We start from the raw sequence: 16,485 nt of genomic DNA, 5'->3' as shown, positions 1-16,485 counted from the left end.
CCTGCGTATAATAATGACGAGTAAATCTCATACATATTAGAATAAATGTGAATTTGGGGACAAGGGTGATATTTTTGCAAGACATCTACGGAACTTTAGCGAATTTAAATACGAAATTAAAACAAAAGCTGTCTCATCCTTATTTAGCGAAACATATTTCTGCGCCGAAAATCGATGAGGATAAGCTTCTTCTTTTTCACGCTTTGTTTGAAGAGGCGGACATTAAGAACAACGACAGAGAAAATTACATAGTAACTGCGATGCTTGTCCAAAGCGCCCTTGATACCCACGATGAAGTGACAACAGCCAGAGCGTTAAAGCGAGACGAAAATAAAAACCGGCAGCTTACCGTACTTGCCGGCGACTATTTCAGCGGATTGTATTATTCGCTTTTATCTGAAATGAAGGATATCTATATGATCCGGACGCTCGCTACGGCAATTAAAGAAATCAATGAGCATAAAATCCGTCTGTACGATCGGTCTGTCAATGACTTGAACCAATTGATCGAAAGCATGGCGATTGTGGAAGCGGCCCTGTTTCACAGAGTGTCAGACCACTTTAATCTTCCGCGCTGGAAAGAGCTGGCGAGTGATTTTTTTGTGTATAAGCGGCTGATGAACGGCAATGCTATATTTCTCGATGTCATCGGCAATATTGTAAAGTCAGGGAAATCAAAGGCTGAAATACTGGAAGAAAGCTTCCGAAAGGCGAAGCAAAGCATTGAAACGCTGCTGCCGCTCAACTCACCAATCCAAAATCTAATGCTGAACCGGCTTAAAGCGATCAGCCAAGACAAAACATATCATCAGAAAGTGGAAGAAGGGTAATCAACATGCAGGAGTCAAAAGAACAGCGCGTACACGGCGTGTTTGAAAAAATCTATAAAAATTATGACCAAATGAACTCTGTCATCAGTTTTCAGCAGCATAAAAAATGGCGCGACAAAACGATGCAGATCATGAATGTGCAAGAAGGCGCAAAAGCGCTTGACGTCTGCTGCGGGACGGCTGACTGGACGATTGCCCTCGCAGAAGCTGCCGGAAAAAGCGGCGAAATCAAAGGGCTGGATTTCAGCAAAAATATGCTGAGCATCGGCGAGAAAAAACTAAAAGAGGGCGGTTACAGCCAAATTGAGCTTTTGCACGGAAACGCGATGGAGCTTCCTTTCGCTGATGATTCTTTTGATTTTGTCACCATCGGCTTCGGACTCAGGAACGTTCCCGACTATCTGACCGTGCTGAAAGAAATGCGGCGCGTCGTCAAACCGGGCGGACAGGTCGTATGCCTGGAAACATCCCAGCCGGAAATGATCGGTTTCAGACAGGCATATTTTCTTTATTTTAAATACATCATGCCTTTCTTCGGAAAAATGTTTGCGAAGAGCTATAAAGAATATTCTTGGCTTCAAGAATCAGCAAGAGAATTTCCCGGTATGAAAGAGCTTGCGCGTCTGTTTGAAGAAGCGGGCCTGACGAATGTCAAATACCATTCGTTTACCGGCGGAGTGGCCGCTACGCATATCGGCTGGAAATGATGAATATACAGATGTTTGGGTGAATGATATGAAATTTAAAATGGCCTATTCTTTTTTAAATGATGATATTGATGTGATCGAAAGGGAGCTTGAGCAGACGGTACGGTCTGACTATCCCTTGCTGAGTGAAGCCGGGCTCCATCTGCTTCAGGCAGGAGGCAAGCGGATCCGTCCTGTTTTCGTATTGCTTTCCGGCATGTTCGGCGACTATGACATTAATAAAATAAAATATGTTGCGGTGACGCTGGAGATGATTCATATGGCTTCCCTCGTCCATGACGACGTCATTGATGACGCCGAGCTGCGGAGAGGAAAGCCGACCATTAAAGCCAAATGGGACAACCGCATTGCCATGTATACCGGTGATTATATGCTTGCGGGCTCGCTTGAGATGATGACGAGACTGGATGAGCCGAAAGCCCACCGGATCCTGTCCAAAACCATCGTAGAAGTATGCCTCGGAGAAATTGAACAGATCAAAGATAAATATAATATGGAACAAAACCTCAGAACCTATTTACGCCGCATCAAACGGAAAACGGCGCTTCTTATCGCCGTCAGCTGCCAGCTCGGCGCCATCGCTTCGGGAGCTGATGAAAAGATTCATAAAGCATTATATTGGTTCGGCTATTACGTGGGCATGTCCTACCAGATTATTGATGATATCCTTGATTTCACTTCAACGGAAGAGGAGCTGGGAAAACCGGTCGGAGGAGATCTGCTGCAAGGAAACGTCACTCTGCCCGTTTTGTACGCGCTGCGTCAGCCTGAATTGAAAAATCAGCTGAAATTAATTAACAGCGAAACAACACAGGAGCAGCTCGCCCCCATTATTGAAAATATTAAACGCACAGATGCGATTGAAAAATCAATGGCCGTCAGTGACAGATACTTAAAAAAAGCGTTTGAAAAGCTGAATACGCTGCCGAGGGGACGTGCGCGTTCATCATTGGCCGCCATTGCCAAATATATCGGCAAACGGAAATTTTAAATCCTTTTACGAACAAGATGTGAACATTCTCTGCCCTGGATTGATTAATTGTCAGAAAGATGTTACGATTTCGGTGTGCAACTTGAAAGCCTATACATAATGATGGGGTGGAGAATCTTATGGAAAAAACTTTTATCATGGTAAAACCGGACGGCGTACAGCGCCAGCTGATCGGAGAGATTTTATCGAGATTTGAGCGTAAGGGCTTACAATTGGCAGGAGCCAAGCTGATGCAAGTTTCAGAACAGATGGCTGAAAACCATTATGCTGAACATAAAGGGAAACCGTTTTTCGGTGAGCTTGTGGAATTTATTACATCAGGACCCGTATTTGCAATGGTATGGGAAGGGGAAAATGTAGTAGAGATCACAAGACAGCTGATCGGAAAAACAAACCCGAAAGACGCACTGCCAGGCACGATTCGCGGTGACTACGGCATGTTTGTCGGCAAAAATATCATTCACGGTTCAGACTCCTTAGAAAGCGCTGAACGGGAAATTGACATTTTCTTTAAACAGGAAGAGCTTGTACCGTATCAAAAATTAATGGCCGACTGGGTGTACTAAGCCGTCAGCCTTTCTTTTTCTCTTGTTATGAAAAGGTTTACATATTTTAAGAAAGACAGAGGTTTCGCTGCCCTGTCTTTTCATTTCTCACAAATCAGCCTGCGGGCTGATTTTTTTATTGAAATCATACAAATTAGAAAGAAAACAGGCTATACTAGGACAAAAGACAGCGAGATTGGGAGAGAAGCGATGGAGTCTTACGACATTTTTATCACCAAGTGGAAGAAAATAACCGGTGTTGATTTATCTTTATACAAAGAAGCACAAATGAAAAGGCGGCTGACGTCCCTTTATGAAAAAAAGGGATTCAAAGATTTTCAGGAATTTGCCGCCGCTTTGGAGAAAGACAAGCTTTTATTAAATGAAACATTGGACAGGATGACAATCAATGTTTCTGAATTTTACCGAAATTATAAACGATGGGAAGTTCTTGAAACCTCAATTCTTCCGTTAATAAAGCATAACAAACCGTTAAAAATATGGAGTGCGGCCTGTTCAACGGGGGAGGAACCCTATACCTTGGCCATGATTCTCAATCAGCAGGCGGGTTTGGCCGGATATGATATATTGGCGACAGATATTGATGAAAAGGCGCTCGGCAAAGCCAGGCGGGGTATCTATCAGGAGCGGTCTCTGCAAGAGGTGCCGGCTTCCATAAAAAGCCGCTATTTCACCAAGCAGGCTGACAACAGCTATCAAGTAAAACAAGAGATTCAGAAAAACATCCGGTTTAAGCGGCATAACCTGCTTGCCGACAGCTATGAACAGGATTTTGATCTGATCGTCTGCCGCAATGTTTTTATTTATTTTACTGAAAAAGCGAAAGAAGAGCTGTATGTGAAAATGGCGGACAGCCTGAAAAAGAACGGAATCCTGTTTGTCGGAAGCACAGAACAAATTTTCAGCCCGGAAAAATTCGGCCTTGAAAGCACCGATACATTTTTTTATCAAAAAAGATAGAAGACATTTTATGAAAACTTGTGTTATAGTTTTACTTAAAAGCGTTAATGTGATGAAGGGAGAAGAACGAAATGAGATACTTAACAGCCGGAGAATCACACGGTCCGCAGCTGACGACCATTATAGAAGGTGTGCCTGCGGGGCTTTATATAACTGAGGAAGACATTAATTTTGAGCTTGCCAGACGCCAAAAAGGGCACGGGCGCGGACGGCGCATGCAGATTGAAACGGACAGAGCGAAGATTACGAGCGGCGTGCGGCATGCCCGGACACTCGGTTCACCCATTGCGCTCGTTGTAGAAAATAAAGACTGGACCCACTGGACAAAAATTATGGGTGCCGCACCGATTACAGAAGAAGAAGAAAGTGAAATGAAACGCCAGATCTCAAGACCGAGACCGGGGCACGCGGATTTAAACGGCGCCATTAAGTACAATCACCGCGATATGAGAAATGTGTTAGAACGATCTTCCGCGCGTGAGACAACGGTTCGCGTGGCTGCCGGAGCCGTCGCTAAAAAGATTTTAGCGGAGCTTGGCATTACAGTGGCCGGACATGTTTTGCAAATCGGCGGGGTAAAAGCCGAGAAGACCGCCTACACATCCATTGAAGATCTCAAGCGGGTAACGGAAGAATCACCGGTCAGATGCTACGATGAAGAAGCAGGCCGGCAAATGATGGCAGCCATTGATGAAGCGAAGGCAAACGGCGACTCAATCGGCGGAATCGTTGAAGTGATTGTCGAAGGCATGCCGGTCGGTGTCGGAAGCTATGTCCATTATGACCGTAAACTGGACAGCAAGCTCGCCGCTGCCGTTCTGTCGATCAATGCTTTTAAAGGGGTCGAGTTCGGCATCGGTTTTGAAGCGGCCGGCAAAAACGGCAGTGATGTTCATGATGAAATCGTGTGGGATGAAGAGAAAGGCTACACACGCGCCACAAATAGGCTCGGAGGATTAGAAGGCGGTATGTCGACAGGAATGCCGATTGTCGTCCGCGGTGTTATGAAACCGATCCCGACTTTATATAAGCCGCTGAAAAGCGTTGATATTGAAACGAAAGAGCCGTTCTCAGCGAGCATTGAACGTTCAGACAGCTGCGCGGTTCCTGCGGCAAGCGTCGTGGCTGAAGCGGCAGTGGCCTGGGAAATCGCAAATGCCGTCGTAGAACAATTCGGCCTTGACCAGATCGACCGCATTAAAGAAAATGTTGAAAACATGAAGAAACTATCGAGGGAATTCTAATGAAGGAGCTTGAGGTTCGGACGGCTTCCTCCGCATATCCCGTGTATATCGGTGAAGGCATCAGGAAACAGGCCGCTGCACTTTTGACTTCACTGAACAGGCCGCTGACAAAAATCCTGCTCGTCATCGACGCTGAAGTCGACCGGCTTTACGGTGATGAGATGTTCCGGCTTCTAAACGAAACATGGCCCGTAAAAAAAGTGATCGTCCCGAGCGGAGAAGAAGCGAAGTCTCTGAAAGAGTATGAACGGATTCAATCGGAAGCGATCGCTTTCCATATGGACCGCTCTTCATGTATGATCGCCTTCGGAGGCGGTGTGACGGGTGATTTGGCCGGCTTTTGCGCAGCGACTTTTATGCGCGGAATTGATTTCATCCAAATGCCGACGACACTGCTTGCCCATGACAGCGCGGTCGGCGGCAAGGTGGCCGTCAATCATAAACTCGGAAAGAATTTAATCGGAGCGTTCTATCAGCCGAAAGCGGTGATTTATGATACGGAGCTTCTGAAAACCCTGCCGGAACAAGAGCTGAGATCGGGTATGGCTGAGGTGATAAAACATGCGTTTATCGCCGATCACGCTTTTTTAGAAAAGCTTCTCACGCTTGATACGTTAAACGGACTGACAAGCGCTGAGCTGAATGAAATGATTTATAAAGGAATCTCAATCAAATCGGCCGTTGTGCGTGAAGACGAAAAGGAAGAGGGGATAAGAGCTTTTCTGAATTTCGGACATACGCTTGGCCACGCCGTTGAGGCGGAATACGGCTACGGCCGGATTACACATGGAGATGCGGTCGCCCTCGGCATGCAGTTTGCCCTTTACGTGAGTGAACAAGTTGCGGGATGCAAGATGAACAGAAAAGAACTCACGCAATGGCTGATTGGGCTCGGCTACCCGGGAAGCATCAGACAAGATATTGCAACATCGGTTCTCTCCGCCCGGATGATGAATGACAAAAAAACGCGCGGAGGCATGACTCAGTTCATCGTATTGAAGGAATTAGGCGAAGCGCAGGACTGTATGCTTTCAAAAGATGAGCTTGAAAATTTGCTGAACAAATGGCGAATGGAGGAAACAGCATGATGATACGCGGCATTCGCGGAGCAACAACGGTGGAACAAGACACCGAACAAGAAATTTTAGAAAAAACACAGCAGCTGCTTGAAAAAATCATTGAACAAAATGGATGCAAGCCGCAAGACGTCGTGCAGATCCTGTTATCCGCCACGCCAGACATCCATTCCGTATTTCCGGCAAAAGCGGTCCGCCGCCTTTCCGGGTGGCAGTACGTCCCGGTAACGTGCATGCAGGAAATGGATGTCGCAGGCGCTTTGAAAAAGTGTATCCGTGTCCTGATGACGGTTCAGACGGATACGCCTCAAGATGAAATCAAGCATGTCTATTTAGAAAAAGCCGTTGTGTTAAGACCGGATTTATCATTGACAAAAAATACTGACATGTAATACGATAAAAAAAGCTTAGAAATACACAAGAGTGTGTATAAAGCTTAGAAGTCAGTTGATGAAACAGTTGAGTTTAGAATAGGGTAGCAGAGAATGAGTTTAGCTGAGCTGAGATAAACACGTTTTTATTCTGCCCAAAAGAAGCCTTTCTTTTGGGTTTATTTCTTATACGCAAGACCCCTCTCACTCCTCATCTCATTCTCCTTACCGTAAGGAGGAGAATCATGAATTTACAATCGGATGTTTCTTTATTTTTAAAGGACAGTCTGACACACCGCACCATTCCAATCGCAGAGACTTTTACGGTCGATACGATCACACCCATTCAGATGGTTGAAAAACTGGACAGAAACATTACGTATTTGCTGGAAAGCAAGGATGAGTCGTCAAGCTGGTCAAGATACTCTTTTATCGGTCTCGATCCTTTTATCACGATTAAAGAGAGTCATCACACATTCACTGCCGCTGATCCGAAAGGGCTTACGCTGTTTGAAGCCGGAGATTTAAAAGCCGTGCTTGACTGGATGAATGAAAGCTTCCGCATTAAAACGCCAGAGCTTGATATCCCGTTTTCGGGAGGGGCGGTCGGTTATCTGAGCTATGACATGATTCCTTTAATTGAGCCTTCCGTGCCAAGCCACGCAAAAGAAACAGATTTAGAAAAATGCATGCTGTTTGTCTGCCGGAAAATCATCGCCTACGACCATGAAACGAAACAAGTGCATTTCATTCAATATGCGGCGCTTAACGGCCGGGAGACGGAAGAAGAAAAAAGGGCCGTTTTTAAAGAAAATTGCGCTGAGCTTCGCGAGCTTATCGGTATTTTGACAGAACCGAAAGATATGAAAGAGCCGTTTTTTTCAAAAGGTACATTTAAAACACCGAGCTTTGCCAATGTGACATCCAATAATACGAAAGAAGAGTTTATGGCCGGCGTTAATAAACTGAAAGAATATATAAAAGCGGGAGATATTTTTCAAGGAGTGCTGTCGCAAAAGTTTGAGATCCCGGTATCCAGACATTCCTTTGAGCTGTACAGGGTGCTCCGCATCGTCAACCCTTCACCTTATATGTACTATATTAAACTGCCGGACAGAGACATTGTCGGGAGTTCGCCTGAACGCCTGATCCGTGTGCATGACAGACATCTGGAAATACATCCGATCGCCGGAACGAGAAAAAGGGGAGCCGGAAAAGAAGAGGACGAACGCCTGAAAAAAGAGCTGATGAATGACGAAAAAGAAAAAGCTGAACATTACATGCTTGTCGATCTGGCGCGCAATGATATCGGCAGAGTCGCGGAGTATGGTTCCGTAACCGTTCCGGAATTCACGAAGATCGTTTCTTTTTCACATGTGATGCACATCATCTCCGTTGTAACCGGCCGTTTAAAACAGGGGGTCCATCCGGTTGATGCACTGATGTCGGCATTCCCGGCAGGAACACTCTCGGGCGCTCCAAAAATCCGCGCCATGCAGATTTTAAATGAATTAGAACCGACTTCCAGAGAAACTTACGGCGGATGTATCGCTTATATCGGATTTGACGGTTCGATTGATTCGTGCATCACCATCCGCACCATGAGTGTCAAAAACGGTACGGCGTCGGTGCAGGCGGGCGCGGGAATAGTCGCTGATTCCGTCCCGGAAGCCGAATATGAAGAGAGCTGCAACAAAGCGGGGGCGCTTTTAAAAACGATTCAAATCGCAGAAGACATCTTTTCTGGCGGGGAGGAGAAGACGGATGAACAAATTTCTGCAATCGTGCGTTAATGGCGGCACGCTGAAAACCGGAGAAGCCGAAAAGCTGATGGAAATGATGATGAGCGGAGACATGTCGCAGTCTGAAATCGGCGGAATCTTATCGGTATTAGCCCACCGCGGCGAAACGGCGGAGGAGCTCGCCGGATTTGTAAAAGTGATGCGGGCCCGTGTGCAGACGGCAGATGGCCTGGAGGATGTCGTTGATACGTGCGGAACAGGCGGAGACGGGATTTCTACGTTTAACATATCAACGGCAGCAGCGATTACAGCCTCTGCCGCCGGAGCCAAAGTTGCCAAGCACGGAAATCGTTCCGTGTCGTCTAAGAGCGGCAGCGCGGATGTGCTGGAAAAACTGGGTGTTTCCATTCAAGCCACCCCTGACAGTGTCAAACACAGTATTGAGACGAAGCAAATGGGTTTTTTGTTTGCCCCGCTGTTTCATTCGTCAATGAAGCACGTCGCCGCCGTGAGAAAAGAGCTGGGCTTCCGAACCGTGTTTAACCTGCTTGGCCCGCTCAGCAACCCGATGCAGGCGAAACGGCAGGTGATCGGCGTCTATTCATCTGAAAAAGCGCGCCTGATGGCAAGCGCTTTGGAACAATTTGAAGTCAGGCACGTCATGCTTGTGTCGGCGCGTGACGGGTTAGATGAACTGTCCGTCACAGCACCGACCGATGTCATTGAGCTGAAAAACGGTGAACGTCTGGAATATGCGGTATCACCTGAACAATTCGGTTTTAAAGAAGGTTCGCTGAAAGATATTCAAGTGAGCTCAGCGGAAGAAAGCGCGCATCTCATTCAGAATATTTTTGCAAATGAAGCTCCGTCGTCCGCTCTGCACATTACAGCCTTAAATGCGGGAGCGGCCATTTATACGGCAGGTCTCGCAAACGATCTGAAAGAAGGAGCAAACATCGCTTTAGAAACGATTCAAAACGGAGATGCCAAAAGGCAGCTCGAACGTCTGAAACAGAAAGAGGAAGAATTATATGCTTGATCAAATCATTCAGCAGAAAAAAGAAGAAATCAAATCCATTGTGCTGCCGGAAACCTGTCAAATTGAACGGAGATCTTTTAAGGAAGCGCTCCTGAATCCGAATCGTTTTATCGGGCTGATCGCTGAAGTGAAAAAAGCGTCGCCGTCTAAAGGACTGATTAAAGAGCATTTTGTTCCGGAAGAGATTGCGGCGGATTATGAAGCAGCCAAAGCCGACGCCCTTTCTGTTCTGACGGATACCCGTTTTTTTCAGGGAAGAAATCACTTTTTGACAGATGTTAAAAAAAACGTTTCTCTTCCCGTATTAAGAAAGGATTTTATTATTGACTCCCTGCAGGTGGAGGAATCGTACCGGCTCGGTGCTGATGCGATTTTGCTGATCGGTGAAGCGCTGGAACCTTCAAAGCTTCATGAGCTTTACCTGGAAGCACGTGAGAAGGGCATGGACGTTCTTGTGGAAGTCCATGATGAAACCGTGCTTGAACGAATTTTACAGGTGTTTCAGCCGGACATTCTCGGCATTAACAACCGGGACTTAAAAACGTTCCGTACTTCGGTTTCGCAAACGGAAAAAATAGCGCAGTTTGTGCCGGACGGCTGTCTGCTGGTCAGTGAAAGCGGGATCGGCTCTTTGGCTGACCTGCAATTCGTCAACAAGCACGGGGCGCAGGCTGTATTGATCGGAGAATCCTTAATGAGAGAGGATTCACAGCAAAAGGCGATCCGAGGGCTGTTCGGGGAGTGAGGGTATGAAAAAGCCTGAATTAAAGTACTGCGGAATACGATCGAAGCGTGATTATGAGCTTGCGGCAGCCTCAGAAGCGGATTACCTGGGATTTATTTTTGCCGCAAGCAAACGGAAGGTCACCCCGGCTGATGTCCGGAAATGGAAACAAGAGATCCGGACAGACAAGAAACATGTCGGAGTTTTTGTGAATGAAACGATAGAAAACATCGCGCAAACCGCTTCTGATCTGTCCCTTGACGTTATCCAGCTTCACGGTGATGAATCGCCTGAGGATGCCCGCCGTCTCCGTCCTCTTGTGCGTTCTGAGATATGGAAAGCGCTCCATCACGGAGAAAGCACGCTCCGTCAGATGGCTCAATTTGCATCTGCCGTCGACGGCTATGTCATTGATTCTTCAGTCAAAGGCATGAGGGGCGGCACGGGAATCGCGTTTTCGTGGAAGCGTGTCCCTTTGTACCGGGAGCAGGCTCAAAAAGCAAACAAGCGCTGTTTTATTGCGGGCGGCGTTAATCCTGAAACGATTACCGGCTTACTGAAATCACGCCCGTGCGGTATAGATCTTGCCAGCGGAATTGAAAAAAACGGACAAAAGGATCAAACACTGATCCGGCTTTTAGAAGAAAGGATGAACCATTATGTATCCATATCCAAATGAAATCGGAAGATACGGCGAATTTGGCGGCAAGTTTGTCCCTGAAACATTAATGCGGCCCCTCGAAGAAATCGAAACGGCTTTCAAAGAATTAAAGAATGATCCCGTTTTTCATGCCGAATATCAAAAACTATTGTTTGATTACTCAGGCAGACCGACGGCATTAACGTTTGCAGACAGGGTGTCGGAGTATTTGGGCGGGGCAAAAATCTATCTGAAAAGGGAAGATTTAAACCATACCGGTTCCCATAAAATAAACAACGCGTTAGGCCAGATTCTGCTTGCCAAAAAGATGGGCAAAACGAAAATCATTGCCGAAACCGGTGCGGGACAGCACGGTGTTGCCGCCGCGACAGCCGCCGCAAAATTCGGTTTTGAGTGCACGGTTTTTATGGGTGAAGAGGACGTTGCGCGCCAGTCGCTGAACGTATTCCGCATGAAGCTGCTCGGCGCAAAAGTGGTGCCGGTATCAAGCGGAAACGGCACGCTGAAAGATGCGACGAATGAGGCGATCAGATATTGGGTCCAGCATTGTGAAGATCATTTCTACCTAATCGGTTCTGTTGTAGGCCCGCATCCGTATCCTTACATCGTTCGCGAGTTTCAGAAAATCATCGGCGAGGAAGCGAAAGAACAGCTCCGCAAAGCCGAAGGAACGCTCCCGGATAAGGTTGTTGCATGTGTCGGCGGCGGAAGCAATGCGATGGGCATTTTTCAGGCCTTTTTAGACGAAGATACTGAGCTGATCGGCGCCGAGGCTGCCGGAAAAGGAATTGATACACCGCTGCATGCGGCAACGATCGCAAAAGGGAGGCTCGGGGTGATTCACGGTTCGATGACCTATTTAATACAAGATGCATACGGGCAGATTATCGAACCGTATTCCATTTCAGCAGGCCTTGATTACCCGGGGATCGGGCCGGAGCATGCCTATCTGCATAAAAGCGGCCGTGTAACGTACGAAAGTGTGACAGATGATGAAGCGATCGCCGCGCTGCGTCTGCTTTCTGAAACAGAAGGCATACTTCCGGCTATTGAATCTGCACACGCTTTAGCAAAAGCGTTTGAAATGGCAAAAGACATGGATAAAGATAAAATCATTCTCGTCAGTTTGTCGGGAAGAGGAGATAAAGACGTTCATACGCTGATGAATGTTTTGGAAAACGAGGTGGAGACACATGTTTAATCTGCATGATTCTGAAAAACTATTTATCCCTTTTATTACAGCTGGCGATCCGCTTCCTGACATTTCAGTTGAACTGGCAAAGTCATTGCAGAACGCAGGCGCCTCAGCCCTTGAAATCGGCGTCCCTTACACAGATCCGCTCGCCGACGGCCCGGTTATTCAGCGGGCTTCAAAACGGGCTCTGGAAAACGGAATGAATATCGTTAAAGCCATTGAACTTGGCGGCAAAATGAAAAAAAACGGCGTTCATATTCCAATTATCCTCTTTACGTATTATAATCCTGTGTTACAATTAGAAAAAGAACACTTTTTCGCTTTACTGCGGGAAAACGACATAGACGGTCTGCTTGTTCCGGATCTTCCGTTAGAGGAAAGCGCCCTTTTACAAAAGGCATGCAAAAAGGAGAACATCGCTTATATCTCGCTGGTTGCGCCGACAAGTGAAAACCGACTGAAAATAATTACTGAACAGGCCGGCGGCTTTGTGTACTGCGTATCCTCTTTAGGAGTGACAGGCGTACGCAGAGAATTCGATCCGTCTGTATACTCTTTTATCCGAAAAGTGAAAGAATTCAGCTCCGTTCCGGTTGCGGTCGGTTTTGGCATTTCAAGCCGCAGACAGGTTGAGGAGATGAATGAAATATCAGACGGTGTCGTTGTCGGAAGCGCGCTCGTTAAAAAAGTAGAAGAGCTTGAAACAAAGCTTGTGAACCCCGGCACAAGAGCCGATGCGCTTCTTGAATTTGAAGACTACGCAAAGACGTTCGGACGACTGTACAGTGTAAAATGAGGTGACTGGATTTGCAGATTAAAGAACAGCTGCGGCAGCTGAAACCGTATCAGCCGGGCAAACCAATAGAAGAAGTGAAAATGGAATACGGGCTTGAGAAAGTAGTGAAGCTCGCTTCTAACGAAAATCCGTTCGGCTGTTCACAGGCCGCTAAAGATGCGCTGCATCAGGAGATTGAGCAGCTCGCGCTGTATCCCGACGGTTACAGTGCCGCTTTGAGAACGCGGCTCAGTGAGCATCTGCAGGTCAGTGAATCTTCGATCATTTTCGGCAACGGCTCAGATGAGCTTGTGCAGATTATCTGCCGTTCTTTATTAAATGATCAGACAAACACGATTACCGCCGCTCCGACTTTTCCGCAATACAGACACAATGCGGTGATTGAGGGCGCTGAAGTGCGTGAAGTGCCGCTCCGCAGCGACGGTGCTCATGATTTGGATCGGATGCTGGAAGCAATTGACAGCAAGACGAAAGTCATATGGGTGTGCAATCCGAATAATCCGACGGGGACGTATACTTCGGAACGGGAATTAATTTCCTTTTTAGACAGAGTTCCTGAGGAAATCCTCGTTGTACTTGATGAAGCGTACTATGAGTATGTCACCGCCGAAGATTACCCTGAAAGCATTCCGCTTTTAAAGCAATATCCGAATGTCATGATCCTCCGCACATTTTCTAAAGCGTACGGACTTGCCGCGCTGCGCGTCGGATACGGCATTGCGGACAAAGCGCTGATCCGCCAGATTGAGCCGGCGAGAGAGCCGTTCAATACGAGCAGAATCGGTCAGGCTTCGGCACTGGCTGCGCTTGATGACCAGGCATTTATTAAGGAATGTGTCGAAAAAAATAAAGCCGGTCTTAAGCAGTATTATGATTTTGCCGAAACCCACGGTTTAACATGTTATCCTTCACAAACCAACTTTGTGCTCATTGATTTTAACCGCCCGGCAGATGAACTGTTCCAGGCCCTGCTGGAAAAAGGCTATATCGTCCGCTCGGGGCAGGCGCTCGGATTTCCGACAGCGTTAAGAATTACGGTCGGTACGAAAGAGCAAAATGAGGAAATTCTGACAATTTTAGCTGAAATATTATAAGAGGTGATCAAGCATCACCTCTTTGCTCTATTAAACTAGATGAAAAAGGAAATGAGTGAAATGAAGGATACTATATTGCTTGCGGGGATCGGGCTGATCGGCGGATCGATCGCATTGGCCATCAAAAAGGAGCATCCGCATAAACGGATTATCGGTGTGGATATTTCGGAAGAACAGCTCACTGCCGCGCTGAAGCTCGGGATTATTGACGAGCGGGCCGGCTCATTTACGGAAGGGGCGCAGCAAGCATCAGTTATCATTATCGCCACGCCCGTCGCCCAAACGCTGAAAATGCTTGATATGCTGGCCGCCTCGGGCATCACCCATGAACTCTTGATTACGGATGTGGGCAGCACAAAACAGAAAGTCGTCCGCTACGCCGACAAAGTGCTTCCGGCTCACTATCAATTTGTCGGAGGCCACCCGATGGCGGGGTCTCATAAATCAGGGGCAGCTGCCGCAAAAGAATTCTTATTCGAAAACGCGTTTTACATTTTAACACCGGGAAAATCAACTTCTAAACAGTCAGTAACGCATCTGAAGGAGCTTCTGAAAGCGGCAAACGCCCACTTTGTGGAGATGACGCCTGAGGAGCATGACGGCGTGACGAGCGTCATCAGTCATTTCCCTCATATCGTTGCTGCCAGTCTCGTACATCAGGCTCACCGTTCTGAAGAAGATTACCCGCTTTTGAAGCGTTTCGCGGCCGGCGGTTTCCGGGATATTACAAGAATAGCCTCCAGCAGTCCGGCGATGTGGAGAGACATTCTCCTTCACAACAAAGATAAACTGCTTGACCGCTTCAAAGAGTGGAAACGGGAGATTGACACGATCGAATCTTACGTAGAAAATGAAGATGCGGACAACCTGTTCGGTTACTTTAAAAAAGCGAAGGATTACCGCGACGGCCTGCCGATCCGTCAAAAAGGGGCGATCCCGTCCTTTTATGACCTTTATGTTGATGTACCCGATCATCCGGGGGTCATTTCGGAGGTTACGGCGATATTGGCTGATGAACAAATCAGCATCACCAACATCCGCATTATCGAAACGAGAGAAGATATTAACGGAATTCTGAGAATCAGTTTCCAGACGGATGATGACCGCAAGCGGGCGGAAATCTGCATTCAATCCCGCGCCAAATATGACACATTTTACGCTGACTGAGGTGGAAAACATTGAAAAGAGAAAAAGTGACATCTTTAAACGGTGAAATTCATATTCCGGGGGATAAATCCATCTCCCACCGTTCTGTTATGTTCGGAGCGCTTGCAGAAGGAACGACAACGGTAAAAAACTTTTTGCCGGGAGCCGATTGCCTGAGCACGATTGCCTGCTTCAGAAAAATGGGTGTCTCCATTGAACAGAACGGAAGTGATGTAACGATACACGGGAACGGCATTGACGCACTTTATGAGCCTGACAGCCTTCTTGATGTCGGAAATTCCGGCACGACCATCCGCCTGATGCTCGGCATTTTAGCCGGACGCCCATTTCACAGTACGGTAGCGGGCGATGAAAGTATTGCAAAGCGCCCGATGAAGAGGGTGACGGAGCCTTTAAAACAGATGGGTGCCGTGATTGACGGAAGAGCGGACGGAGAATTTACGCCGTTATCTGTAAGAGGCGGACAATTAAAAGGCATCGATTATGTGTCTCCCGTTGCAAGCGCGCAGATCAAATCTGCCGTGCTGCTTGCCGGATTACAGGCAGAAGGAACGACGACCGTTACCGAGCCTCATAAATCAAGAGATCATACAGAACGGATGCTGAACGCATTTGGCGCTGAGCTTGCGGAAACAGAGACGAGCGCTTCCGTAACTGGCGGTCAGCGGCTTCGGGCAGCTGATATTTTCGTACCTGGGGATATCTCTTCAGCGGCCTTTTTCCTCGCGGCCGGGGCTGCCGTTCCCGGAAGCCGGATTGTGCTGAAAAATGTCGGCCTGAACCCGACGCGCACAGGGATTATTGATGTCTTAAAGCAGATGGGGGCTTCACTCGAAGTCATTCCATCAGAAGCGGACAGCGCGGAGCCGTACGGAGATCTTGTTATCGAAACGTCAGCTCTGAAAGCAGCAGAAATCGGCGGAGAAATCATTCCCCGTTTAATTGACGAGATACCGATTATCGCCCTTTTGGCAACGCAGGCTGAAGGCACAACGGTCATTAAAGACGCGGCGGAGCTGAAAGTGAAGGAAACGAACCGGATCGACACCGTTGTATCAGAGCTCCGGAAAATCGGCGCAGACATTGAAGCGACTGAAGACGGCATGAAAATCCGCGGCAAAAAGACACTCGCGGGCGGCGTCAGTGTATCAAGCCACGGCGACCACCGCATCGGCATGATGCTCGGTATCGCCTCATGTCTGACGGAAGAGCCGATTGACATTCGTGATACAGATGCGATCCACGTCTCCTATCCGACATTCTTTGAGCATTTAGATCAATTAGCCAAAAAAGCCTGAAGACGATTCTTCGGGCTTTTTTCT

17 protein-coding genes are annotated in these 16,485 nt (G+C 47.5%); all 17 read left to right on the top strand.

Annotation, left to right across the window (positions count from 1 at the left end; all coding sequences use genetic code 11):
• The first annotated feature begins 74 nt into the window (after positions 1-74).
• Positions 75-830 (top strand): heptaprenyl diphosphate synthase component 1, encoded by a 756-nt coding sequence (hepS, locus tag Y79_RS0119045; protein ID WP_016939105.1) that lies wholly within the window; start codon positions 75-77, stop codon positions 828-830.
• Positions 831-835: 5 nt separating this feature from the next.
• Positions 836-1,537, top strand: coding sequence for a demethylmenaquinone methyltransferase (gene menG / locus Y79_RS0119040; protein ID WP_016939104.1), 702 nt, complete (start codon positions 836-838; stop codon positions 1,535-1,537).
• Between the two features lie 28 nt (positions 1,538-1,565).
• On the top strand, positions 1,566-2,528 hold the full coding sequence (gene hepT, locus Y79_RS0119035) for a heptaprenyl diphosphate synthase component II (protein ID WP_016939103.1): 963 nt from the start codon (positions 1,566-1,568) through the stop codon (positions 2,526-2,528).
• A 119-nt stretch (positions 2,529-2,647) separates the two neighbouring features.
• A complete protein-coding gene (ndk, locus tag Y79_RS0119030) occupies positions 2,648-3,094 on the top strand; it encodes a nucleoside-diphosphate kinase (RefSeq protein ID WP_003153455.1) in 447 nt (148 codons plus the stop codon).
• A gap of 189 nt (positions 3,095-3,283) precedes the next feature.
• The gene (locus Y79_RS0119025; RefSeq protein ID WP_016939102.1) at positions 3,284-4,054 is read left to right on the top strand and encodes a CheR family methyltransferase; all 771 of its coding nucleotides are present in this window, start codon (positions 3,284-3,286) and stop codon (positions 4,052-4,054) included.
• A 71-nt stretch (positions 4,055-4,125) separates the two neighbouring features.
• Positions 4,126-5,298, top strand: a complete 1,173-nt coding sequence (gene aroC / locus Y79_RS0119020; RefSeq protein WP_016939101.1) for a chorismate synthase — start codon at positions 4,126-4,128, stop codon at positions 5,296-5,298.
• A complete protein-coding gene (aroB, locus tag Y79_RS0119015; RefSeq protein WP_016939100.1) occupies positions 5,298-6,386 on the top strand; it encodes a 3-dehydroquinate synthase in 1,089 nt (362 codons plus the stop codon). Before aroC ends, aroB begins: the two co-directional genes overlap by 1 nt.
• Positions 6,383-6,766, top strand: a complete 384-nt coding sequence (gene aroH, locus Y79_RS0119010; RefSeq protein WP_016939099.1) for a chorismate mutase — start codon at positions 6,383-6,385, stop codon at positions 6,764-6,766. Before aroB ends, aroH begins: the two co-directional genes overlap by 4 nt.
• Before the next feature lie 224 nt (positions 6,767-6,990).
• The gene (gene trpE, locus Y79_RS0119005) at positions 6,991-8,538 is read left to right on the top strand and encodes an anthranilate synthase component I (RefSeq protein ID WP_016939098.1); all 1,548 of its coding nucleotides are present in this window, start codon (positions 6,991-6,993) and stop codon (positions 8,536-8,538) included.
• Positions 8,510-9,526 (top strand): anthranilate phosphoribosyltransferase, encoded by a 1,017-nt coding sequence (gene trpD, locus Y79_RS0119000; protein ID WP_016939097.1) that lies wholly within the window; start codon positions 8,510-8,512, stop codon positions 9,524-9,526. The genes trpE and trpD overlap by 29 nt, the downstream gene beginning before the upstream one ends.
• Positions 9,519-10,271, top strand: a complete 753-nt coding sequence (gene trpC, locus Y79_RS0118995; RefSeq protein WP_016939096.1) for an indole-3-glycerol phosphate synthase TrpC — start codon at positions 9,519-9,521, stop codon at positions 10,269-10,271. Before trpD ends, trpC begins: the two co-directional genes overlap by 8 nt.
• Positions 10,272-10,275: 4 nt before the next feature.
• Entirely contained in the window at positions 10,276-10,929 is a 654-nt protein-coding gene (locus Y79_RS0118990) for a phosphoribosylanthranilate isomerase (protein WP_016939095.1), read from the top strand.
• Positions 10,910-12,112 (top strand): tryptophan synthase subunit beta, encoded by a 1,203-nt coding sequence (gene trpB, locus Y79_RS0118985; protein WP_016939094.1) that lies wholly within the window; start codon positions 10,910-10,912, stop codon positions 12,110-12,112. The genes Y79_RS0118990 and trpB overlap by 20 nt, the downstream gene beginning before the upstream one ends.
• Entirely contained in the window at positions 12,105-12,902 is a 798-nt protein-coding gene (gene trpA, locus Y79_RS0118980; protein ID WP_016939093.1) for a tryptophan synthase subunit alpha, read from the top strand. Before trpB ends, trpA begins: the two co-directional genes overlap by 8 nt.
• An 11-nt stretch (positions 12,903-12,913) precedes the next feature.
• Positions 12,914-13,996 carry a histidinol-phosphate transaminase gene (hisC, locus tag Y79_RS0118975; RefSeq protein WP_016939092.1) on the top strand — a complete coding sequence of 361 codons (1,083 nt, stop codon included), beginning with the start codon at positions 12,914-12,916 and terminating at the stop codon, positions 13,994-13,996.
• Positions 13,997-14,047: 51 nt separating this feature from the next.
• On the top strand, positions 14,048-15,163 hold the full coding sequence (locus tag Y79_RS0118970; protein ID WP_029575377.1) for a prephenate dehydrogenase: 1,116 nt from the start codon (positions 14,048-14,050) through the stop codon (positions 15,161-15,163).
• A gap of 11 nt (positions 15,164-15,174) precedes the next feature.
• Entirely contained in the window at positions 15,175-16,461 is a 1,287-nt protein-coding gene (gene aroA, locus Y79_RS0118965) for a 3-phosphoshikimate 1-carboxyvinyltransferase (protein ID WP_016939090.1), read from the top strand.
• Positions 16,462-16,485 lie beyond the last annotated feature (24 nt).

This window comes from Bacillus siamensis KCTC 13613 (genome assembly GCF_000262045.1).
GTDB classification, from domain to species: domain Bacteria; phylum Bacillota; class Bacilli; order Bacillales; family Bacillaceae; genus Bacillus; species Bacillus siamensis.
Note: the sequence above shows the minus strand (reverse complement) of the source record. Positions and strands in the feature narration are given on the sequence as shown.